Source organism: Brevibacillus sp. FSL K6-2834 (assembly GCF_038592925.1).
Classification (GTDB): Bacteria; Bacillota; Bacilli; order Brevibacillales; family Brevibacillaceae; genus Brevibacillus; species Brevibacillus borstelensis.
In genome coordinates this window covers 2,376,422-2,397,663 of record NZ_CP151945.1, presented here as the reverse complement: position 1 = coordinate 2,397,663, position 21,242 = coordinate 2,376,422, and the positions used below count along the sequence as shown (strand labels likewise).

The 21,242-nt window shown below is 51.9% G+C and carries 21 protein-coding genes; 3 read left to right on the top strand and 18 right to left on the bottom strand.

Annotation, left to right across the window (positions count from 1 at the left end; genetic code table 11):
* Window positions 1-103: 103 nt before the first annotated feature.
* The 3 genes from NST96_RS11865 to NST96_RS11855 are packed head-to-tail and all read right to left on the bottom strand — an operon-like array spanning window position 104 to window position 2,057.
* On the bottom strand, window positions 104-880 hold the full coding sequence (locus NST96_RS11865) for a methyltransferase domain-containing protein (protein ID WP_342406425.1): 777 nt from the start codon (window positions 878-880) through the stop codon (window positions 104-106).
* Window positions 877-1,248, bottom strand: a complete 372-nt coding sequence (locus NST96_RS11860) for a VOC family protein (RefSeq protein WP_024984911.1) — start codon at window positions 1,246-1,248, stop codon at window positions 877-879. Before NST96_RS11860 ends, NST96_RS11865 begins: the two co-directional genes overlap by 4 nt.
* Before the next feature lie 23 nt (window positions 1,249-1,271).
* Window positions 1,272-2,057, bottom strand: a complete 786-nt coding sequence (locus NST96_RS11855; RefSeq protein ID WP_024984910.1) for a class I SAM-dependent methyltransferase — start codon at window positions 2,055-2,057, stop codon at window positions 1,272-1,274.
* Window positions 2,058-2,170: 113 nt separating this feature from the next.
* On the opposite strand from NST96_RS11855, the gene NST96_RS11850 reads away from it, so the two are divergent.
* Window positions 2,171-3,037, top strand: coding sequence for a LysR family transcriptional regulator (locus NST96_RS11850; protein WP_031931810.1), 867 nt, complete (start codon window positions 2,171-2,173; stop codon window positions 3,035-3,037).
* On the opposite strand, the gene NST96_RS11845 is transcribed toward NST96_RS11850, so the two are convergent.
* The 3 genes from NST96_RS11845 to NST96_RS11835 all read right to left on the bottom strand — a co-directional run bounded on the left by NST96_RS11845 (window position 3,034) and on the right by NST96_RS11835 (window position 5,407).
* Entirely contained in the window at window positions 3,034-3,915 is an 882-nt protein-coding gene (locus tag NST96_RS11845; RefSeq protein ID WP_227277462.1) for a metallophosphoesterase, read from the bottom strand. The genes NST96_RS11850 and NST96_RS11845 overlap by 4 nt on opposite strands.
* Entirely contained in the window at window positions 3,890-4,468 is a 579-nt protein-coding gene (locus NST96_RS11840) for a carbonic anhydrase (RefSeq protein ID WP_003387239.1), read from the bottom strand. The genes NST96_RS11845 and NST96_RS11840 overlap by 26 nt, the downstream gene beginning before the upstream one ends.
* Window positions 4,469-4,642: 174 nt before the next feature.
* Entirely contained in the window at window positions 4,643-5,407 is a 765-nt protein-coding gene (locus NST96_RS11835; protein WP_171506315.1) for a metallophosphoesterase family protein, read from the bottom strand.
* 148 nt (window positions 5,408-5,555) lie between these two features.
* On the opposite strand from NST96_RS11835, the gene NST96_RS11830 reads away from it, so the two are divergent.
* Window positions 5,556-5,870, top strand: coding sequence for a hypothetical protein (locus NST96_RS11830; protein ID WP_251246897.1), 315 nt, complete (start codon window positions 5,556-5,558; stop codon window positions 5,868-5,870).
* Window positions 5,871-6,273: 403 nt separating this feature from the next.
* Here NST96_RS11830 and spo0A read toward each other — a convergent pair whose 3' ends face one another.
* From spo0A to dxs, 7 genes are all read right to left on the bottom strand, one after another.
* The gene (gene spo0A / locus NST96_RS11825) at window positions 6,274-7,062 is read right to left on the bottom strand and encodes a sporulation transcription factor Spo0A (RefSeq protein ID WP_003387242.1); all 789 of its coding nucleotides are present in this window, start codon (window positions 7,060-7,062) and stop codon (window positions 6,274-6,276) included.
* A 246-nt stretch (window positions 7,063-7,308) separates the two neighbouring features.
* Window positions 7,309-8,640, bottom strand: coding sequence for a SpoIVB peptidase (gene spoIVB / locus NST96_RS11820; RefSeq protein WP_003387243.1), 1,332 nt, complete (start codon window positions 8,638-8,640; stop codon window positions 7,309-7,311).
* Between the two features lie 245 nt (window positions 8,641-8,885).
* Window positions 8,886-10,610, bottom strand: a complete 1,725-nt coding sequence (recN, locus tag NST96_RS11815) for a DNA repair protein RecN (protein WP_003387245.1) — start codon at window positions 10,608-10,610, stop codon at window positions 8,886-8,888.
* Between the two features lie 16 nt (window positions 10,611-10,626).
* Window positions 10,627-11,076: a transcriptional regulator ArgR gene (gene argR, locus NST96_RS11810; protein WP_031931805.1), complete on the bottom strand. Its 450-nt coding sequence runs from the start codon at window positions 11,074-11,076 to the stop codon at window positions 10,627-10,629.
* Between the two features lie 4 nt (window positions 11,077-11,080).
* The gene (locus NST96_RS11805) at window positions 11,081-11,938 is read right to left on the bottom strand and encodes an NAD(+)/NADH kinase (protein ID WP_024984906.1); all 858 of its coding nucleotides are present in this window, start codon (window positions 11,936-11,938) and stop codon (window positions 11,081-11,083) included.
* A 110-nt stretch (window positions 11,939-12,048) separates the two neighbouring features.
* The gene (locus NST96_RS11800; RefSeq protein WP_172920381.1) at window positions 12,049-12,861 is read right to left on the bottom strand and encodes a TlyA family RNA methyltransferase; all 813 of its coding nucleotides are present in this window, start codon (window positions 12,859-12,861) and stop codon (window positions 12,049-12,051) included.
* On the bottom strand, window positions 12,858-14,744 hold the full coding sequence (dxs, locus tag NST96_RS11795; RefSeq protein ID WP_024984905.1) for a 1-deoxy-D-xylulose-5-phosphate synthase: 1,887 nt from the start codon (window positions 14,742-14,744) through the stop codon (window positions 12,858-12,860). Before dxs ends, NST96_RS11800 begins: the two co-directional genes overlap by 4 nt.
* Before the next feature lie 206 nt (window positions 14,745-14,950).
* Here dxs and NST96_RS11790 point away from each other — a divergent pair, with 206 nt between their 5' ends.
* Entirely contained in the window at window positions 14,951-16,657 is a 1,707-nt protein-coding gene (locus NST96_RS11790) for a M3 family oligoendopeptidase (protein ID WP_342406422.1), read from the top strand.
* A 62-nt stretch (window positions 16,658-16,719) separates the two neighbouring features.
* Here NST96_RS11790 and NST96_RS11785 read toward each other — a convergent pair whose 3' ends face one another.
* The 5 genes from NST96_RS11785 to NST96_RS11765 form a co-directional block, all read right to left on the bottom strand.
* Window positions 16,720-17,616 (bottom strand): polyprenyl synthetase family protein, encoded by an 897-nt coding sequence (locus tag NST96_RS11785; protein WP_243014070.1) that lies wholly within the window; start codon window positions 17,614-17,616, stop codon window positions 16,720-16,722.
* Window positions 17,616-17,870, bottom strand: a complete 255-nt coding sequence (locus tag NST96_RS11780; RefSeq protein ID WP_003387257.1) for an exodeoxyribonuclease VII small subunit — start codon at window positions 17,868-17,870, stop codon at window positions 17,616-17,618. The genes NST96_RS11785 and NST96_RS11780 overlap by 1 nt, the downstream gene beginning before the upstream one ends.
* Complete coding sequence (xseA, locus tag NST96_RS11775; RefSeq protein WP_003387259.1) at window positions 17,839-19,218, bottom strand: exodeoxyribonuclease VII large subunit; 1,380 nt, start codon at window positions 19,216-19,218, stop codon at window positions 17,839-17,841. The genes NST96_RS11780 and xseA overlap by 32 nt, the downstream gene beginning before the upstream one ends.
* A gap of 107 nt (window positions 19,219-19,325) precedes the next feature.
* Window positions 19,326-20,177, bottom strand: a complete 852-nt coding sequence (gene folD, locus NST96_RS11770; RefSeq protein WP_003387260.1) for a bifunctional methylenetetrahydrofolate dehydrogenase/methenyltetrahydrofolate cyclohydrolase FolD — start codon at window positions 20,175-20,177, stop codon at window positions 19,326-19,328.
* A gap of 92 nt (window positions 20,178-20,269) precedes the next feature.
* Complete coding sequence (locus NST96_RS11765; protein ID WP_024984903.1) at window positions 20,270-21,229, bottom strand: O-sialoglycoprotein endopeptidase; 960 nt, start codon at window positions 21,227-21,229, stop codon at window positions 20,270-20,272.
* Window positions 21,230-21,242: the final 13 nt, after the last annotated feature.

Here is a 21,242-nt window from a genome sequence, read left to right as displayed (position 1 = left end):
GTAAAACGTACGGGAAGAGAATAGCACCTTCATTATATAGAATACCCCAGACGTATACAAGTCGAATCAGGAATTGTGACAGACGATTTCACAATTATGCCATTTATCCCTTTACTCCCCTCCAAATGGTCCAGCGATCCTGTTCGACGATCGGCAGCAGACCGCCCATCTTCTCTTTGACGAAGGAGATGAGCTTTTCCAGTTCGTCATCATTCAGCTCGTGGAGGATCGAGCGTCCAGTCCTTTTTCGAAGATCGCTTTCCAGCTCCGTCCAAGTGCTGTATCTCTTCCGAATCTCCCACATCTGGCTTGTATGTACAGAGAAGAAGCCCGCATTTTTCAAAGCTGCTTGCACCTCGGTCAAAGACGGGCGGCGCTTTTCCTCCTTCTGCAGCAGACGGGGAAACGCTTCAAAGAAATATCCTCGCAAATGCTCTGTCGACCCGGGGACGGATACATCATCCATCGTCCGATCCTGAATGATGCACATCCCCCCCGGCGCCAAAATCCGGTTCACCTCCGCCACAAAGCTGTCTACACTGTCCAGGTGGTGGATCAAGGCACGGGCGAAGACAATATCTGCACAGCCGGCGGCAAGACCAGTCTGACAAGCATCCCCCCAATGAAAGGAGACTTGAGGCAAATGAGCGGTGTTCTCCCGTGCGGTTTCCAGCATGACTTGAGAAAAGTCGACTCCCATGACGCGCTCTGCTCCCAGCTCAGCCCAGCCTGCCGTATAAATGCCGCCGCCACAACCGATATCGATCACGTTCTTGCCGACAGGGTTGACGATTTCCGCCATCGCTTTCAGCCAGCCTTTGTCGGCTGAACGGCCGATATACGAGCTTCGATTTTCGGATGCATGGAAATCAATGCTCATTCTGTCGTCACCTCCATAAACTCCAGCCTGCTGCCGAAGGGATCATCTGCAAAAAAGCGAATGACACCCGGAATTTCTTCTCCCTGCTTTATCGTCACCCCCGCCTCGAGCAAACGATGGCGCAATCCCTCGATATTTTTTACAAGGAAGGCCGGATGCGCTTTTTTCGCTGGGGTGAACCCCTCCTCTGCCCCGATGTGAATGGTCTGCGGCCCGCATTGAAACCAGACCCCTCCCCGTTTGCGCAGTGCTTCCGGCTTGGGCACCTCTTTCATTCCCAATATCCCGCTGAAAAAGCTTCGCGCCTCTTCCTCACATCCGACCGGCGCTGCCAATTGTACATGATCCAATCCCAACCATGTGTGCATCTCGCATCTCTCCTCGTTTTTCCTTAGACTTCCTTTTTGCAGACTGCCATCCATTCATCGATCTCATGCCCGGCTACGCGCCCATCGATTAACGTCACACCCATATAGTCGTGAATGTCCTTGGAAGCATGTATGAGCAACTGTTCAACGGCTTTTTCCTGCTCCCGCGATTCAGACGTCCGTGCTACCCACTCGGGAAAGGAAAACCGTTTTTTTCGCTGCCGCTCCCTTTGGACCGACAGACCTGCTTGTTCCACCAGGCTGATCCATTCCGTGCGGGAGAGACAGCGGACGTGACTCGGGTCTCGCATCGCCTCAAAACGGTTGATGAAGCTGCTTATTTCCTCTGAATCGGGAACGATATTATCTATGAAGACAAACACGCCGCCGGGTCGAAGTACACGTGCTGCCTCCTGGACAAAAGCTCCCGGGTTGGGAAAGTGATGGGCGGCAATTCGGCACAAGACAGCGTCAAAGGAGTCCGCGAGAAAAGGCAGGCGTTCGGCGTCAGCCACCGTATAGCCGATGTTTCTCAACCCCGCTGCTTGATGAGCCGCCCTCGCTGCTTCCAGCATCGGTCCGGTCAGATCGGTAGCAACTACCCATTTGCAGTGAGGAGCCAATGTCTTGGCTACATGTCCTCCCCCAGTCGCGACATCCAGCACCACCCATTCCGGTTGAGGCTGCGTCCATTCGATGATGAGCGGAAGATCCTCCCCTTTTGCGTGCGTCTCGCTCGTTACATAGGCATTGGCGTTTTTGCCGAACTGCTCTTGGACTTGTCGCTTGATTTTCGCTTCTTTCTCCACGAAGACCACCTCCTGCATCCATAATATTCCCTTTTTTCAGCCATTTGTTATAGAATATCGATAGCAGGTTATCGAGAAATCAGATAACCAATCATTCTGCGGGAGGAAGCCGTATGGATCTGGACAGTCTGGAGATTTTTTTGGCAATTGCCCGGCACGGCTCGCTGAATCGAGCAGCCCACGCACTCTTTTTGGCGCAGTCTACGGTAACGCACAGGCTGAAGCAATTGGAGAGACAGGTAGGAACTCCCTTGTTCACCCGTACAAGCACCGGGGTAAGCCTGACAGCTGAAGGACGACGCCTGTTGCCTGTTGCCGCGACCGTAGTGGAACAGCTTCGCGCCTTTTCGACTCATCGCGAAGAACGTCAGTCCCTCACCGTAGTTGCCGGAAAAGCGTTTGCCTCCTACGAACTGCCCCGCCTGCTCGGGCAGTATCGCAAGGAGCATCCGCATTTTACCTGCTACGTCCGCTCTACCCTCTACGAGGAATCCATCTCTTCCCTGTTGACTGGTACGGCAGACATCGCCTTCCTCGGCCACGAAGTCTACCATCCCCACATACACCAGGAATTTTTGCCGAGCGATCGCGTCATGCTGGTCACCTCACCCGAACATCCATGGGCGGACACATTTCCCGGATTTGGGCGCTGGGGTTCGGAGCCCGTCATCGCATTTGGCAGTCAAAGCGCTCCTTTTCGCCAGCGCGTCGATCGGTTCCTCGCTCAGCATGGCGTCTTTCCCAATGTGATTATGGAGCTGGACAGCTTTAGCGCCGTCATCAAAATGGTGCAGCAGCAGTTGGGCGTGACGATGCTTCCCGAGCGGACGGTTCAGGATGAGGTGCGTGCAGGCAGACTTGCTGCACTCGATATCTCTCACGGCGAATTTACCCGCCCCACGCTAATTGCTTATCTGCATGCAAAAAAAGAGGACGAGGCATTCATGCCATTCGTCCAATGGATCAAGCAAGTCTATTAAACAAGAGTGAGTACAGTAATTTCCGGCCGGCAGAAAAGTCTTACCGGCAATATCGTCGTACCGATTCCCCGATTGATATACACCGGCAGCTTGCCATCTCCCGCGTGTTGCAGTCCCTGCACAAATTTTTGTCCCATGGGGGGCGTAATGACATGTCCCAGGAGCGGCAGCCTCACCTGCCCGCCATGGCTGTGGCCGGAAAGCTGCAGGGCAAAAGGGTGCTTGGCTGCTTCTTCCGCGAAATCAGGCTCGTGGACGAGCAAAATCACCGTATCTCCCTCAGCTATTCCGTCCAGAGCCTTCCGCGGATCGGGAACGCCGTGCAGCACGTTGTCCATCCCCGCTACAAAAAGTGCGTCGCCTTCTTTTTGTAGCTTGATGTGCTCATTGATCAGAACCGAAAATCCTGAATCCAGAAGAGCTTGACGGACGATTCCCTGTTCTCCGTATCGCCAATCGTGATTTCCGAGAACAGCAAATTTGCCGAGAGGCGCGTGCAGCCGAGCCAGGATCGGGATCGCGGTAGACAGCAATCTAGTGCTTTTGTCTACCAAATCTCCGGTAAAACAGATCAGATCCGGCTGTTGTTCATTAATCCGGTCAACAACCTTTTCAAGTTCTTCAACGCCCAGGTAGTGTCCCAAATGCAAATCGCTGAAATGAACGATACGCACGCCCTTCCATTGCTCCGGAAGATACGGAATGGCAACCGGTTGACTGACTACCTCGAGCCTGTGTCTCTCTACACCATAGGCGTAACCTGTCGTCGCTATTCCCAGCCCAATTGCCCCGAAAAACCAGCGTGCCGCTTTTTGCATAAAGGTTCTGCGCGTAACATGCGAAGCGTTGGCATTACTTAACCGGGGTTGCCAGTTCATATCCATCTACTACCCGATCCAGTCTGCCTGTAACCGGATCGATCAAGAGGCCGTGAACCGGAACCTCTTTTGGCAGCAGCGGATGGTTTTTAATCACTTCCACACTTTGTTTCACACTATCCTCCACGTGGTCAAAGCCGCGCAGCCAGGAGTGCAGGCGGAAGCCAGAATGTTTGATGATATTGAAGGTTTCCTCTGTGATCCCTCTTGCTTTCATTTTCGCCATCATATTGTCGGCATTGATCACGCTCATCCCGCAATCGTAGTGACCTACCACGACCACTTCTTCAGCGTTCAGCTCGTAGATCGCAACCAAAATACTCCGCATGATACTGCCGAACGGATGAGAAACGACAGCTCCCGCACTTTTTACGTGCTTGAAATCGCCGTTTCGCAAATTCATTGCCTTTGGAAGCAATTCTTCCAGCCGGGTATCCATGCAGGACAGCACGACTAATCGCTTGTCAGGGAATTTCGTTGTCTGATATTTCTCGTATTCCTTGTTCTCGATAAATGCCCGGTTATGCGCCAGAATTTCGTCAATGATGTTCACTGGTCGGCACCTGCCTTTCCCGTTTTTCTCATTTTTATTTTACATGGTTCTTCCCGGTGTGCAACCGTATTGCATATTCATCCCGATTGCTCGAAGGATATTCCCTTTTCATTCTTCATTCGTTCAGCCGTTTTTTTGCACGATCGCCATCTGCTGTAAGAAAATCACTTTCATTCATGATGAAGCCGTTTGTATCAATTTCTTATAATCGTTGTACGGATAACGAGCCAATCTGAGAGCGTATTCATACGCTTCCACGTCCGGCATTTTCAATGCTTTTGCGGTGGCAAGCGCTTTTTCGATGTCGTAGGCAACTCTTCTGAGTTGAACGGCAATGTCCCTTTTGTTAAAGTCCACAATGGCGTAGCTTGCTCGATTATCGCCATCAAACGGCAGGCCGACACTCCCGCAATTGACGATCAATCTTCCCTTTCCCTGACGCGCATACGCATGGTGTACATGTCCAAACAGGACAAGCCTGGTATGCTCACTCCGGTTTAATATGTCCATTTCATCCAGGCTTGCCCACGGATAGACGACATTGACCAGCGAATCGGGTCCAGCATGATACATCTCCGTAGGGACGTCTTCAAATGTCCAGGCTCGCTCCACAGGAAGGTTTGCCAACCATTCCTGATCATCGTGCGCAATCCGTTTACAGTCGTACTCGTAGGCCCGCAAGACCAGCTCTTCCTTGTCGTTGCTTGGGACCCACCCAGGTGCTGGGAATCGGGTAAACATATCGTCGTAATTTCCGCGAATAACGGCTAGAGGCTCCAATGACCTTACCATGTGTATACATTCGCTTGGCTGAGGTCCCCGCATGACGATATCTCCGAGAAATACGATGGCATCGGGGCTTTGACTGTTTAAGTCTTGGATAACGGCTTCAAAAGCAATTGCATTTCCATGTGTATCTGACAGGACAGCCAGTCTCATGTGGAACCTCCAGAAAGTGGGATAGTCTTGGCTTACGCCTTTACTCTCATCCTCCAGAACAGTAAATCTTAAGATTTGGATCGACACGATACACAATGTGTTATATTGGGATTGCGCGGACCATTTACACTGTGAAGGAGAATCTACTGTGCTTATTGAAGAACGTTTTAGCGATTTATCAAAAATATTCCTAAAGGTTTGGTCGATTGAATCTAGTTCAAAATGGTCCTCCCAAAACCCTGCCAATGGACAATGTGGAGTAACTGCACTGGTTGTAAACGATCTTTTTGGTGGAGAAATCTTGAAAACGAAAACCCCTGAAGGATGGCATTATTACAACAAAATTGACGGAATACGTTGTGATTTTACAGAATCTCAATTTTCTGAAATACCTCACTACCAAGACATTCCTTCCAATCGAGAGGAAGCATTCTGTGATACCAATGATAAACAGTACAGCTAATTAAAAACACAGGTACTTGAAAAACTTAATCGCTGAAAACTGGTTTATCATAGTAAGCAGTTGGTAAATACAAACTTTTCTACTTGTTTTTTCTTGGTTCTGTCTTTCATTGGCTGTCATCTTCCTCGCCCTTTCTTTAAGAAAGACGAAATAGCATGCAATCGCCCCAAGTTCGATAAAAAGCCCCGTATCAGGTCCGTTTGTACTGCAAGGCCACAGATATGCCTTCGTACGTTACGGACACCCATACGGGGTCTTCAATCGCGCAAAGCCTTCCGGTCGGCACGCCATCAAATACCATACATTTCCCGGTAACGGTTTAGCGGAATCCTCGCAATGCTCAACATAAAAGTTGCGCCAAACAGCGGAAGGCTTGCGGTCATTACCTTTTGTAATATCGCAATTATGAGATCTTCGCCTCAATCCGCAGCTTGTCCGCCACCATGGCGATAAATTCACTATTCGTCGGCTTCGCCTTGGTGTTGGAAATCGTGTAGCCGAACAGGCTGGAGATGGAATCCAGATTTCCGCGGGACCAGGCCACCTCGATCGCATGACGGATGGCACGCTCTACACGGCTTGCAGTCGTATTAAACTTCTTGGCGATATCAGGGTACAGCACTTTCGTGATGGACCCCAGCAATTCCACGTCGTTGTACACCATCGTGATCGCTTCCCGCAGATACAGATATCCTTTAATATGCGCTGGAACCCCGATCTCGTGGATAATGCTGGTGATGCTGGCGTCAAGATTGCGCCCTCTGATCTGCAATGGGTTTTGCGACTTGACAGCGGTCACAAAAGAGCTTGAAGGCTTGCTATTCGTCATCTGACGGATTCGCTGTGCCAAGACCTCCATGTCAAAAGGCTTCAGGATGTAATAGGCGGCCCCCAATTCGACTGCCTTTTTGGTGATTTCCTCTTGCCCGAATGCCGTCAGCATAATAATTTTTGGTTGAGAAGTGAGTCTCATGGCTTGGATTTGTTCCAATACGGCCAATCCATCCAGATGAGGCATGATAATATCCAAAATAAGGACATCCGGAATGCGTTCTTGGAGCAGGCGAATGACATCATTTCCGTTATACGCCACACCGATCACGTTCATATCATGCTGGCTGCTTATGTACTCTTCCAGCAGGTTCACAAATTCCCGATTGTCATCCGCCAACAACACTTCAATCTTGCTCAAGGTCATTCCTCCTTACAATCAACGGTCTGTTTGGGAAAAAAGGTGGAAGTATTCTCAGAAGTAATGAATCCCTCAACATATGCCCATACCATCTTTTCACTCCAAAAATAATTCGACAATGCCAGTGGCATTCCTGCCAATGACGAAAGATTGAATGATTTTTCCGATATTTCGACAATGATTTCCACGTTTTGCTCAAAAAGTGAAAGGCCGGCTCACCTTTTGGCGAGACGACCTCGTCTTTGCTTACGCTGCACTTCCGGACGGTTTGGATTGCTGTCCCGGACGAACCTGCAATCCTGCATCCTGCAGCATCCATTCGATATAGCAACCATAGCCGGAGGTCGGATCATTCACAAATACATGGGTAACCGCACCGACCATCTTTCCATCCTGGATAATCGGGCTTCCGCTCATTCCCTGTACGATCCCACCGGTTTTTTCGAGCAATCGCTTATCTGTCACCTTGATGATCATGCCTTTCGTGGCAGGGAAATGCTGCTTCACGACATTCACGATCTCAATGGAGTACTCTTCTACCTTTTGACCTTCTACCACGGTAAGGATTTTGGCTGGTCCCTCTTTTACCTGTTCGGCCAGAGCGATGGGAATGGGCTCGGGATAAAAGCTTCTTTTTGGCTCCTCGTTCATTTTCCCGAATATGCCAAACGGCGAATTTTTCGTAATGTTGCCCAACACTTCGCTTTCATTGTAAAAACGGGCAAACTTTTCTCCCGGATTCCCGCTCTGCCCTTTTTCAATCGAGGTCACACTCGCCCGTACGATTTGACCGTCGCCGACAACGATGGCCTGTCCAGTGTCCACGTCGGAGATGACATGGCCCAATGCTCCGTAAGCTTTCGAATTCGGCTCGTAAAAAGTAAGCGTACCGACACCTGCAGCCGAATCACGAATGTATAAACCCATCCGGTACTCCTCATCCTTCTTGTCTTTAGCAGGCCTCAGCGTCACATTTACTTTCTCTTTGCCCCGGACGATGAGGAGCTGCAAAGGTGTCTGCTTTTCGCCGGCTTCACTTACCAGCTTTTTGACATCGTTCATGTCATTGATGTACAAGTCATTCATTTTAATGATACTGTCCCCGACATGTACACCCGCTTGTTCCCCTGGTGAGACTTTTTCTTTTCCTGTGTCAACCAGATGATGACCAACGACAAGAACGCCAGCAGTCTGCAATTTGACGCCGATAGACTGACCGCCCGGAATCACCCGCAAATCAGGCAGCACATTTACCTTGACCGCTTTCAGCGGGATGTTGCGCCACTTTACCTGCAAATTGGCTTCTCCCGCCCTCTTCGGTTCTACCGAAACTGGCTGACTCAGATCCACAGAAACTTCCCGGGCTTCCGTTCCATTGACATGCAGAATTTCCGGGTTGCTGTTGACCAACGTACCCATGACGGGCATAGAGACGCGCAGTTGCTTCAAGGAGCCTTCCATCAGGCGTAATTCATGGGGAAAAGAAGACAGGTCGTGGAACGGGGTGGAACTCACGACAAGCGCCGTGATAAGGAGAAGGAGACTTCCCATCCATTTTCTTCTGTTGTGACGGATCACCAGCAATCACTCCTACCGTTCCCTACCTACACCTACAGATAACACCTCCACCTTGTGTAGTTATACTATTGCCTGCGCGGCAATGGATTATGTCAGGAAAATCTAACACCAGTCGCAAGAATACAGCACTGAAAACCTCGGTGGACAGGGAGCTGTCAATGGGTGTATCAATTGCTATTTGCTGCGTAAACCTTACCTGAAACGCTCCGCATTTCGGTACAACAGCAAACAAAAAAGCTGCCCGATTACTTGGCAGCTTTTCGTTGTCGCCCGAGCGTGATCATCTCGCGCGCGTGCTCTTCTGTTTTTGCTGTAACCTCGGCTCCGCTCAGCATGCGAGCCAGCTCGGTGACCCGCTCCTCCTCGCGTAAGCTGTGAACGAGCGTCATCGTTTCGTTCTCGCTCATCTCCTTTTGAATCAGGAAATGGGCATCCGCGAGAGAAGCTACCTGCGGAAGGTGTGTAATGCACAACACCTGACGCTGGAGCGCGACACGTGCAAGCTTTTCAGCAATGGCTTGGGCAGCCCTTCCGCTTACCCCTGTATCGACCTCGTCGAAAATCAAGGTCTGCACCTGGTCGGTACCGGCCAAAATCGTCTTGATCGCCAGCATGACCCGCGACAGCTCACCGCCGGAAGCGATTTTGGCCAAAGGGCGCAGCGGCTCTCCGGGATTGGGCGAAATTAAAAACTCGACGGTATCGATTCCGTTGGCATCGACGCGCCATTTGGCTCCCTCGATTTCCACCCCGTTTTCATCGGGAATTTGCCGGACATCGATGGCGAAGCGGGCGCGCTCCATATGTAATTCGCGAAGCTGCTGCTCAATTTCCTTGGCAAGCCGGTCTGCACAGCTGCGGCGGATCATGGACAGCTCCAGTGCCTCGACGGCGAGATCGGCAGCCAGCTCAACCAGCCGTTTTTCCAGTTGCTGCAGACGGTCATCGTAATGATGCATTTCGTCCAATTCATCCTGAATCGTTGCCGCATATTCCAGAATATCGTCTACATTTTTCCCGTATTTTCTCTTCAGCGTCTGGATCAAATCCAGCCTTCTCTCTACTTCCTGAAGCTGCTCCGGTTCAAAATCGAGCCGGTCGGAGAGCTGTCTGAGCTGGTGCACTGCATCTTCTACCTGATAGTATGCGCTTTGGACCGTCTCGAGTATCGGTCCCAACTGATCATCATAGGAGACAATTCGTTCCAGCTCGCTCATGGCATGTCCAAGCCACTCGCTTCCGCGCTGGTCGCCGTGCAGGGCCCGGTAGGCGTCCTGGATGCCTGCAAATACCTTCTCAATGTTCATCCATTTCTTTCTCTGCTGAAGCAGCTTTTCGTCCTCTCCGGGCGCCAGGGATGCTGCCTCGATTTCGTTTAACTGGTATTGCAGCAGATCGATCCGCTGAACGAGCTCCCGTTCGTTTTTGGACATCCGTTCCAGATCCTGTCTCGTCTTTGAATAGAGGCCAAACAACTGTGCATACTCCTGTTTGGCCGATCCCATTTCTTTTTCGCCGTAGGAATCGAGCCAGTGTATGTGCTTGTCCGCCTGCATCAGCATATGAGTGTCATGCTGTCCGTGGACGGTCACCAGCCAGGGGCCCAGCTCCCTGAGCATGGCAAGGGTGACAAGCTGTCCGTTGATGCGGATGATGCTTTTTCCCTGACTGGAAATATCGCGCCTGACGACAAGCGTGTTGTCCTGCTCTACCTGAACACCGAAGCTCTCGCAAACCGAAAAGGCCGGATGGCCGCTGGGCAGCTCAAACAGACCCTCGACTTCTGCCCGCGTTTCCCCGTACCGGACAAAATCAGTCGAGGCCCGGCCTCCCAGCAGCAGGCCGAGCGCATCAATAATAATCGATTTTCCCGCACCGGTCTCCCCGGTCAAAATGTTTAAGCCTTTTTGAAAAGAAATGGTTACGGATTTGATGATCGCAAAATTGCGTATGGAAAGCTCCAGCAGCATACTGTTTCCCCACTCCTTACAGCATTTCCATGAGCCGCTTGGTCACTTCTTCAGAGTTTTCCTTGGAGCGGCAAATAATCAAAATGGTATTGTCGCCGCTGATGGTGCCCATGATTTCTTCCCAAGGCAAATTGTCGATCAGCTCCGCTACTGCATTGGCATGCCCGGACAGCGTCTTCAGCAGGATAAAGTGATCGGCGTGATCCATGCTGACAAACGAATCAACCAGCATGCGGCGCAGCTTCTGGATCGGATTGAACTTCTGCTCGACAGGGAGCGAGTATTTGTAGCGGCCATCCGGCAACGGAACCTTCACCAGATGAAGCTCCTTGATGTCTCGGGAGACTGTCGCCTGGGTCACGTTAAAACCCGCTTGGCGCAAACGGTCTACCAACTCATCCTGCGTCTCCACCTCGTTATTTCCGATAATTTCACGAATGCGAATATGCCTTTGTCCTTTATTCATGCGATTACTCCCATTCCCCTTGTAATTTGGTGCGAATTGTTTCAAAAAAGCCGCCTTTTTTCCATTTGACCAATGGGGTCACATATGGCGACTTGCGGATGAAAATCTGATCGCCACCCTCCAGCTTGTATCCGAATTGCCCATCTATAGACAAGCCCATTTCGTGATGAATGGCATCCACCTCAATCCGAATAACCTGATTGGGCGATAGCACCATCGGGCGGGCAGTCAAAGAATGCGGCGCTACAGGCGTCAGCAGCAGCATATCGACATTCGGCGCCACAATCGGACCGCCGGCAGATAGAGAATACGCTGTAGAGCCTGTCGGACTCGATACGATCACCCCATCGCCGCTGAAGGTTGCCACATACACATCGTCCAAATAAACCGCACATTGAATAATGCGGCAGAACGACCCTTTGGCAATCCCGATGTCATTCATCGCCGTATAGCGGGCAAGCGTGGATTTGTTTCGGACCAGCTCTGCCTCCAGCATGGAGCGTTCTTCAATGTAGTATTGTCCAGAAAGCAGATTGTCGACGGCGTGGGGCAAATGCTCCGGGTCGGCTTCCGAGAGAAACCCGAGCGTTCCCAGATTGATGCCCAAAATCGGCAAGGAGCGTCCTGCCAAGCGGCGCGCGATGCCAAGCAAGGTGCCGTCTCCGCCCAGGACACACAAAAGCTGAGCTTCAGAGCCGATCGCTTCCAGGCTTGTCCCGATATCCCCTCTGCCTACGTAAGAAGCCATCTGTTCATCCAGAAGGACTCTGGCTCCTTTTTCCTCCAGCAAATATACCAATTCTCTGGCCACAATGCGGGCCTCAGGTTTTCCTTTATTCGCTACGATACCAAACGTCTTCAACATGGCCCACCCCAAAACTTCGTCGGTTGGAAATCCTTATACAAGTATACAACTTTTCATGCATACAAAAAAAGCCTCGACTTCCCGCATCGAGGCTTTTTGTCCTACTTTCACTTCAATTCGCGGTGAGCGATAGCCACAGTCTCACTCACCTTTTTCAGCCATTCCTCCGAAGCGAAGCCTCCGCCTGCCTTTTTTGCGTGCAGCAAAAACTCGATGTTTCCTTCTCCTCCGGTAATGGGCGAGTAAGAAAGACCGTGCAACGAAAAGCCGATTTGCATCGCGGCTTGTCCAATGTCGATCAACACAGCCTCGTGAATGTCCGGGTCACGAACAATGCCGTTTTTCCCGACGTTTTCCTTGCCTGCCTCGAACTGTGGCTTTACGAGGGCAACGACGTCGCCGCCTTGTTCCAAAAAACGATACAAGACCGGCAATATCAGTTTCAACGAAATGAAGGACACATCAATGGAAGCGACTTCCGGCCGCTCATCTTCAAAGCTGTCGGGGTCCATGTGACGGAAATTCGTTCGTTCCATCACCACGACCCGCTCGTCCTTCCTCAGCGACCAGGCGAGCTGATTGTAGCCAACATCAATCGCATACACTTTTCTCGCGCCATTTTGCAGTGCGCAATCCGTAAATCCGCCTGTTGAGGAACCGATATCCATCATGACTTTGCCGTCTATGACGAGGTCGAATATGTTCAATGCTTTTTCCAGCTTTAATCCGCCGCGGCTCACATACGGGTGAACCTCACCCTTTACCGTGATGGCAATATCCTCGGGAAATTTGGTGCCCGGCTTGTCGCACCGCTCCCCTTTCACCTGTACGAGACCGGCCATTACTGCCGCTTTTGCCTTTTCTCTGGTGTCATACAATCCGCGTTCTACCAGCAGAACGTCCAGCCGTTCCTTTTTCATGCCTCGACAACGCCTTTCGATACGGGCAAAAATGCGCGGACACAGGCGACGATTTGCTCAGCCGTCAATCCGACCTCCAGCCGTTGTTCTTTCACGCTGCCATGCTCGACGAAATAGTCGGGAACGCCTATTGTTTTGACTCGGATATGATGGTACCCCGCTTCAGCCAAAAACTCACGGACAGCACTTCCAAAGCCGCCCATCTCGGAGCCTTCCTCAACTGTAATGAGGTCATAGCCTTCCCGTGCCAGCCTGGTCAGCAGCTCCGCATCAAGCGGCTTGCAGAAGCGGGCATTTACCAGCATCGGATGGATCCCTTCGCGGCTGAGCTGTTCCACCGCGTGTTCCGCGATTTCGAAAATATGACCAAATGACAGGATCGCGACGTCTCTTCCTTCGCGGACGATTTCAGCCTTTCCGATCGGAAGCGGCTTCATCTCGTCATCGATCTTTACGCCTCGGACGCTTAGGCGGGGATAGCGGAAGGATATCGGACCGTCCTCGTACGCGACCGCCGTTTTCATCATATGGCGCAGCTCGTTTTCATCCTTCGGCGCCATGATGACCATATTCGGGATGGCCCTCATAAATGCGATGTCATACACGCCCTGATGCGTCTCCCCGTCAGCACCGACCAGGCCTGCCCGGTCAACGGCAAAGATCACGTTCAGCTTTTGCCGGGCCACGTCGTGAATCAACTGGTCGTAGGCCCGCTGCAGGAATGTCGAGTAAACCGCGAAGACAGGCTTCAAGCCTTGTGTTGCCAAGCCTGCGGCAAACGTGCATGCGTGCTGCTCTGCAATCCCTACGTCAAACAGCCGATCCGGGAAGCGCTCGCCAAACGGGATCAGACCGGAGCCCGCGGGCATAGCCGGTGTTACCGCCACGATCCGCTCGTCCTCTTCGGCCAGACTGATCATCGTGTCCGCGAACACCTTCGTATACATAGGTGCCGATTTCGGGGTATCGCCAGACTCGATTTTGTACGTGCCGATACCGTGCCATTTGACCGAATCCGCTTCTGCAGGCGCGTAGCCTTTGCCTTTTTTGGTGATGGCATGGATCAGCACCGGCCCCTTCGTCTGTTTCGCCGTTTTCAGGGTGTCGAGCATGAGCTCCATGTTGTGTCCATCAATCGGACCGATATAGGTAAAGCCCAGTTCTTCAAACAAGATGCCGGAGACGAGCAAATACTTCATGCTGTCCTTGAATCGCTCCGCCATATGGGCAAGCCTTCCGCCTACCGCCGGAATCGATTTCAGCAAATGCTCAAGCTCTTCCTTTGCTCGTTTGTAATTGGTCGCGGAGCGCAATTTGCCCAAATAATTGTGCAGGGCACCCACGTTTGGCGCGATGGACATTTCATTGTCGTTGAGCACAACGATGACATTTTTGCCTTCATGGCCGATGTGGTTCATCGCTTCCAGCGCCATACCGCCAGTCAGGGCACCGTCGCCGATGATCGCCACGACGTGGTTCTTTTCCTTTTTCAAATCGCGTGCGGTTGCCATTCCCATAGCGGCGGACAGGGACGTACTGCTGTGCCCTGTTTCCCAGACGTCATGCGGGCTTTCGCACATTTTCGGAAAGCCGCACAATCCTTTATACTGGCGAAGCGTCGGAAACATTTCGCGCCGGCCCGTCAAAATTTTATGTACATAGGCTTGATGTCCTACGTCCCAAATCAACTTATCTACCGGGCTGTTAAATACATAGTGTAGGGCGAGCGTCAATTCCACTACACCAAGATTAGGTGCCAGATGGCCGCCCGTTTTGGACAAGTTTTCCACAAGGAACTGTCGGATCTCGTCTGCCAGTGCGTATAGCTCAGGCAATGAGCATTTCTTCAGATCTTGAGGATTGTTGATGCTAGTTAGCAGCATTACTATTCCTCACTTTCACTCATTCTTGGGTCATTGGGTATGCTGCAATCCGAATCACTTTCGGATAACCTTGGTTCATTTAGCTTGCTTCATTATAACGGTTTCTTCATAAAAACTCCACTTTCATCTGTTTTCAAGAGAAATCGCGTCCAGCTTCTGGTAAAATAAAATCAATCCATCAAACCTTTTATGGGAGGGTTTCGTCCATGAGCACAGCAGTACCTTTTTCACAAATCAACTATGAACGCATCCCGCTGGCAGCGATCGAAGCCCGATTTGAAGAGCAGCTTGCTGCCTTCCAGCGGGCGTCCACCTGGCAGGAGCAAGACGAGGCGATGCTCCGCATCCAGGAGATCCGTCAGGAGGTAGAGTCTGCACGTGAAATTTCTCACATCAGACACACGATCGACACAACCGATTCGTTTTACAAGGACGAACAGGATTATTGGGATGAAGCAGGACCACAGTATCAAGGATTGGTGACAAAGTATTATGAGGCGATTGTCCAGTCCCGTTTCCGCAAGGAGCTGGAGGCCAAATGGGGAGCGCAGCTCTTCCGCATCGCCGAAACCAAGATTCGCACCTTTTCTCCCGAGGTGGTTCTCGACTTGCAGGAGGAAAACCGGCTAAGCAGCCAATACATGGCTTTGATCGCTTCGGCCCGCATTCAGTTCGAGGGCGAAGAGCGGACACTGCCGCAATTGATCCCGTTCCAGACATCTACCGACCGGCAGATGAGAAAGAGAGCGCACGAGGCTCGCTACAGCTTTTTCCGCGAGCATGGCGAAGAGCTTGATCGCATCTATGACGAGCTTGTGAAGGTGCGTACCCGAATCGCCCGCAAGCTCGGCTATCAAAGCTTTACAGAGCTGGCCTATGCCCGTCTGAATCGGACGGATTACAATGCAGAAATGGTGGCCGTCTTCCGCAAACAGGTGCTGGAGCATATCGTTCCTGTCGCCAGCAGCTTGTATGAAAGACAGCGTGAAAGAATTGGCGTGGAGACTTTGCGCTACTATGACAAGCCGTTCCAGTTCGCTACCGGAAATCCTACGCCCAAGGGCTCTCCCGAATGGATCGTGGAAAACGGCAAGCGAATGTACAATGAGCTTTCCAAGGAAACCGGGGAGTTCTACTCTTTCATGCTTGAGAACGATTGCATGGATCTGTTGAGCAAGAAGGGCAAAGCGACAGGCGGTTATTGCACGTACATCAGCCAATACCGACTCCCTTATATCTTTGCCAATTTCAACGGCACTTCCGGCGACATCGATGTCTTGACACACGAGGCCGGACACGCTTTTCAGGTTTACATGAGCAGGGACTTCGCCGTTCCGGAGTACCATTTCCCTACCTATGAGGCTTGTGAAATTCACTCCATGAGCATGGAGTTTTTGACCTGGCCGTGGATGGAGCTGTTTTTTCAGGAAGATACGGAAAAGTACAAGTTTTCCCATCTCGCCGATGCGCTTCAGTTCATTCCTTACGGCGTAACGGTTGACGAATTCCAGCACGCCATCTATGAAAATCCGGATATGACTCCCGCGCAGCGGAAACAGACATGGCGCGAAATCGAGCGCAAGTATCTGCCTCATCTCAATTATGAAGACAATGATTTCCTCGAAAACGGAGGGTACTGGCAACAGCAGGGCCATATTTTCATGGACCCCTTCTATTACATCGATTATACGCTTGCGCAAATCTGCGCCTTCCAATTCTGGAAGCGGGCCCAGCATAATCCGGCAGAGGCGTGGGACGATTACCTTACCCTTTGCAAGGAGGGCGGCAGCAAGTCGTTTACCGAGCTGGTAAAAGTAGCGAAGCTGGATTCGCCGTTTGAGGACGGCTGTGTGTCTTCCGTGATCGGGGATATCAAAAAATGGTTGGACGGCGTGGATGACAAGGCTTTGTAGGTGTAACAACCTTGTCAATCTAATGACGAAAAAAAGACGCGGAAGCAACTGCTCCGCGTCTTTTACTTTTTCCGTTCCATGACGTAATCAGCCAGTGGCATGAGGGCCGAGTGATCCATTCCAGCGCTTCTCAACACTTGCTTGGCTTCGGCGACAAGCTGCAGCAAACGCGCCTTCGATTCATCCATGCCGATCAGCGCCGGATAGGTAGCCTTTTGCCGATCCGCATCGCTTCCGACGGCTTTGCCGAGCTGAGAGGAATCCCCTTCTACATTCAAAATATCGTCCTGAATTTGGAAGGCCAGTCCGATGTTTCTTCCGTATTGGGTCAAAGCATCCATCTGCTTCTCTGTCGCTTCCGCCAAATAGCCTCCGCCCCGCAGCGCAGCAATCAGCAAATCGCCTGTCTTATGCTTGTGGATGTACTCCAGTTCCGCCAGACTCAGCTGTTTGCCTTCGCCCTCAATATCAGCCATCTGTCCGCCGACCATGCCGGTTGCTCCCGCCCGTTTTCCAAGCTCCGCAACCAGTCGTACAACCGTCTCCGCCTTTACATCGGGATCGTTCAGATACCGCTCGGCAATCAAACCGAAGGCGCGCGTCAGCAAGGCGTCGCCGGCCAGGATTGCTGTTGCTTCGCCGAACACTTTATGATTCGTCGGTTTGCCTCTCCTCAGGTCGTCATCATCCATCGCAGGCAAATCATCGTGAATGAGCGAATACGTATGTATCATTTCCAAAGCAGCCGCATAGGGGATGCCGCGCTTTACGGGCTTGTCCAGGGCTTCCAGAACGGCCAGAACCAGCATCGGGCGCAGGCGTTTTCCCCCTGCCATCAGCGAATACGCCATGGATTCGTACAGTGTAGCCGGAACACCCTCCCGCTCCAACAGCGATGTCAGATGCTGCTCGATGAAGCTTGTCTTTTCTTCCAGATAGGATTGGAGGGATACGGCCATCAGATTTCCCCCTCCACACGAAACGGCTTTTGCTTCAGCTGGCCGTCTTCTTCGATCAGTTGTGTGATTTTGGCTTCGATCGCATCCAGCTTTTGGCCGCAGATTCGGGAGAGCGTAACGCCTTCCTGATAAAGCTGGATCGCTTCCTCCAGAGGAATCTCTCCTTCCTCCAGCCGATTCACCACTTCTTCAAGCCGTTTCATCGCTTCTTCAAACTGAATGTCAGCCTCTTGGTCCGTCTTTTTCCGTGCCATCTCGCTTCTCCTCCCGGTAAATCTGTTCCACGCGTGCAGTAGCACTTCCATCCTTTAATCGTAACATGAGTTCTTCGCCTGGAGCAAATTGCTCAACCGATTTTACCAGTTGTCCGGAAGCGTACACGAGCGAAAATCCGCGCTGCATGACTTTCAGCGGGCTTAATGCATCCAGCTGCGCAACGGATGAAGCAAAAGACATCCTGCTCTTGACCAGACGCTGCTTCATCAACTCGTCAAGCCGGGCACGGCTCAGCCCAATCGCCTTTTTCTGTCGTTCGACCACATCTGTAAGCCGATACCGCCTGACCCGATCGGACAGCTGATTGTACCGATCCCTGCGTCCTTTCATCAGGTGTTTGACCGCTTGACCCAGCCGCAGGGAAACCTCATCGAGCCGTTGCTGCGCTTCTTCCACCCGTCTCTGTGGTCGCCGCATCGCATAGGATTGGGCAAGTCCCTCCAGACGCTTTCGCTCCGAGGCCAGCCGTCCATGCAGCGCTCGACTCATCCGGGTGTCCAGCTGCTTCACCCGCTCCAGCCATTCGAGGTAATGGGGAACAGCAAGCTCGGCTGCCGCTGTAGGCGTCGCAGCGCGAACATCTGCTACAAAATCGGCGATTGTGACATCGGTTTCATGCCCGACTGCGGAAATGACGGGAATCGAGGAAGCTGCAATGGCACGGGCGACCTGCTCCTCGTTAAACGCCCACAGCTCCTCGATCGACCCGCCTCCACGTCCGACGATGAGAACATCGATGTCTGGCTGACTGTTCATAATCCGAATCGCTGCAACGATGGAAGCAGGCGCTTCTGTCCCTTGGACGACAGCCGGGGACAAGACGATTTCCGCCTGTGGATAGCGGCGCCTGATCGTCGTGCAAATGTCGCGGATGGCCGCTCCGGTAGGCGACGTGACTACCCCGACTCTTCTCGGAAAGGCTGGCAGCGGACGTTTTCTCTCTGCGGCAAACAACCCTTCTCCCGCAAGCTTTGCTTTTAATTGCTCAAAGGCAAGATAAAGAGAACCGATTCCGTCCGGCTGCATTTCCTTGGCATAAAATTGATAAGCGCCGTCCCGTTCATAGGCAGAAATGGAACCGCGCACGATCACCTTGGTTCCATCCTTGGGCAGAAAGCGAAGAAAACGATTGTAGCCGGCGAACATGACCACCTTGACCCGCGACTGGCTGTCCTTTAAGGTAAAGTACATGTGACCGCTTGTATGATGAACAAAGTTGGAGATTTCACCGCGCACCCAAATGTCCTGCAAGCGGACATCCTGCTCCAACACCTGCTTAATGCAGCGGTTCAGGTCGCTGACTGAAAAAATTTGACGACTCGTCATGCGTACCTCCCGTTTTGGTAAGTTTCATCACGGACGCAAAAATCGCTCGCCTGAACCGTTTTTTCTGCATGCTTCGTGGTAGCTGTACCTGTAATCGTCTGCAGAAACTACCTGGCGAGATTTCTGGCCGCTTCAATTGTATTTTTCAGCAGCATTGTAATCGTCATCGGACCGACACCGCCCGGAACGGGTGTGAGGTAGCTCGCTACTTCCTTTACTTCATCAAAGCGGACATCTCCGACGAGCTTGCCGCTCTCAATGCGGTTTACCCCGACGTCAATCACCACTGCTCCCGGTTTCACGTCCTCTTTTCCGATCATGTGCGCCTTGCCGGCCGCGACGATCAAAATATCTGCCTGACGTGTGTAGGACGGCAAATCAACAGTCCGCGAGTGGCACATCGTCACCGTCGCATTTTCTCGCTGCAATAAATACGATACCGGTTTTCCGACGATGTTGCTGCGGCCGATGACGACTGCGTGTTTGCCTTCGATCGTCATGCCAGTGCGCTTGATCAGCTCGACTACACCGTTGGCTGTACAAGGCAGCAAAGAATCGTATCCGATCATCATGTTCCCGACATTGACCGGGTGGAACCCGTCGACGTCTTTTTCCGAACTTATCGCCTCGATGACTGCCTTTTCAGAGATATGAGCCGGAAGCGGCAACTGTACCAAAATGCCGTGAACGTTCGGATTTTCATTCAATTGATAGACGATCTCCAACAATTCCTTTTCGGTGATGGATGCGTCCTTATAAATGATTTCCGAGCGGATTCCCACTTCTTCACAACCGCGAGCTTTCCCTCTGACATAGGAATGCGAAGCGGGATCATCTCCCACAAGAACGACGGTCAATCCCGGCACGATTCCATTTTGCTTCAGTTCTGCAACTTCGCCAGCCAATTGTTCCCGAATATCTTTTGCAATTTCCTTGCCATACAAAATAGTTGCTGCCATGGCGAAGAACCCTCCTTCGTTTGGATCACTACGTTAAGTGTACCGATTCAAGGAGATGATGTAAAGCCGAATTTTATAAAGTTAACAATTGTTTAATGTTCGTGTTTTAGTTTTTGCCAGCCCAACATGGCCACTCCGTACGCATTGTCTCCAGAATAGACTGGATCGCAAAAGTACAAGCGCGCCTTGACGGCAGGATGTTCCAAACGCTTGGTCAACCGCTCTCGTATGTACTGATTTGCCGCTACACCGCCAACGATCAGAATTTCCCGAGGAAGACCCTCCTCTACGGCATGACGGAGCACTTTTTCCAGCGTGCTTGCTATACATTGCTCCGTCGCCCTGGCAATCTCTGCGGCCGGTACGCTTCCGCCCTCAATCGCCCGCAACAGTGCCGCTTCCGGTCCAGAGAAGCTGAATGATTTCCCCTGCACTGAGGAGGAGACGCGAAAATCTCCGGACGCCTGCAAGGCGAGCTTTTCCAACTGTGGTCCGGCCGGGAAAGACATCCCCAGCGCCACGCCGATCCGATCAACCAGTTGACCTGCGTGCAGATCCGTCGTTCCGCCCACTTTCTCGATCTGGTATCCGTCTTCCTTTCTTTCGCACAAGAGCAGTTCGCTCGTTCCCCCAGACAAATGAACCGCGAGAAACCGGTTTTCACGCGGCCGCTCTGCTGCGGTATACTCGCCCGCTGCGATATGCCCCTCCTGATGAGTCGTCAAAAAGGCGGGTACCTTCATGTAGGCTGACAGTGACTTCGCCAAGCCTTCCCCCACTTTAAACACCGGCATGTACGAGCCATCCACCGGACGCGGCTTTTCGCTTGCACAGACGGCAACGATATCGTATTCGGTCCATCTCATCTCATTGCTCAGCTCGGGGAGGTTCATCACATGCTGAAAGACGGCTTCTGATTGCTGCAGACCACGCTTGCCTTCTTTTACTCGAAGAAGTCGTTTCGCTTCTGCCACAATCCGGCCGTCTTCCGCTGCCAAGCACAACGATGTCCGGTAGTTGCTCGTATCAATTCCCAACAATACCTTTGTCATGCTGCTTCACCCA

Coding starts and splice junctions, on each gene's coding strand:
- NST96_RS11865 (WP_342406425.1), bottom strand. CDS start 880: ATGAGCATTGATTTCCATGCATCCGAAAATCGAAGCTCGTATATCGGC.
- NST96_RS11860 (WP_024984911.1), bottom strand. CDS start 1,248: ATGCACACATGGTTGGGATTGGATCATGTACAATTGGCAGCGCCGGTC.
- NST96_RS11850 (WP_031931810.1), top strand. CDS start 2,171: ATGGATCTGGACAGTCTGGAGATTTTTTTGGCAATTGCCCGGCACGGC.
- NST96_RS11845 (WP_227277462.1), bottom strand. CDS start 3,915: ATGAACTGGCAACCCCGGTTAAGTAATGCCAACGCTTCGCATGTTACG.
- NST96_RS11835 (WP_171506315.1), bottom strand. CDS start 5,407: ATGAGACTGGCTGTCCTGTCAGATACACATGGAAATGCAATTGCTTTT.
- recN (WP_003387245.1), bottom strand. CDS start 10,610: ATGCTGCTGGAGCTTTCCATACGCAATTTTGCGATCATCAAATCCGTA.
- argR (WP_031931805.1), bottom strand. CDS start 11,076: ATGAATAAAGGACAAAGGCATATTCGCATTCGTGAAATTATCGGAAAT.
- NST96_RS11800 (WP_172920381.1), bottom strand. CDS start 12,861: ATGAAAAAGGAACGGCTGGACGTTCTGCTGGTAGAACGCGGATTGTAT.
- dxs (WP_024984905.1), bottom strand. CDS start 14,744: ATGCTGCTAACTAGCATCAACAATCCTCAAGATCTGAAGAAATGCTCA.
- NST96_RS11790 (WP_342406422.1), top strand. CDS start 14,951: ATGAGCACAGCAGTACCTTTTTCACAAATCAACTATGAACGCATCCCG.
- NST96_RS11785 (WP_243014070.1), bottom strand. CDS start 17,616: ATGGCCGTATCCCTCCAATCCTATCTGGAAGAAAAGACAAGCTTCATC.
- NST96_RS11780 (WP_003387257.1), bottom strand. CDS start 17,870: ATGGCACGGAAAAAGACGGACCAAGAGGCTGACATTCAGTTTGAAGAA.
- xseA (WP_003387259.1), bottom strand. CDS start 19,218: ATGACGAGTCGTCAAATTTTTTCAGTCAGCGACCTGAACCGCTGCATT.
- folD (WP_003387260.1), bottom strand. CDS start 20,177: ATGGCAGCAACTATTTTGTATGGCAAGGAAATTGCAAAAGATATTCGG.
- NST96_RS11765 (WP_024984903.1), bottom strand. CDS start 21,229: ATGACAAAGGTATTGTTGGGAATTGATACGAGCAACTACCGGACATCG.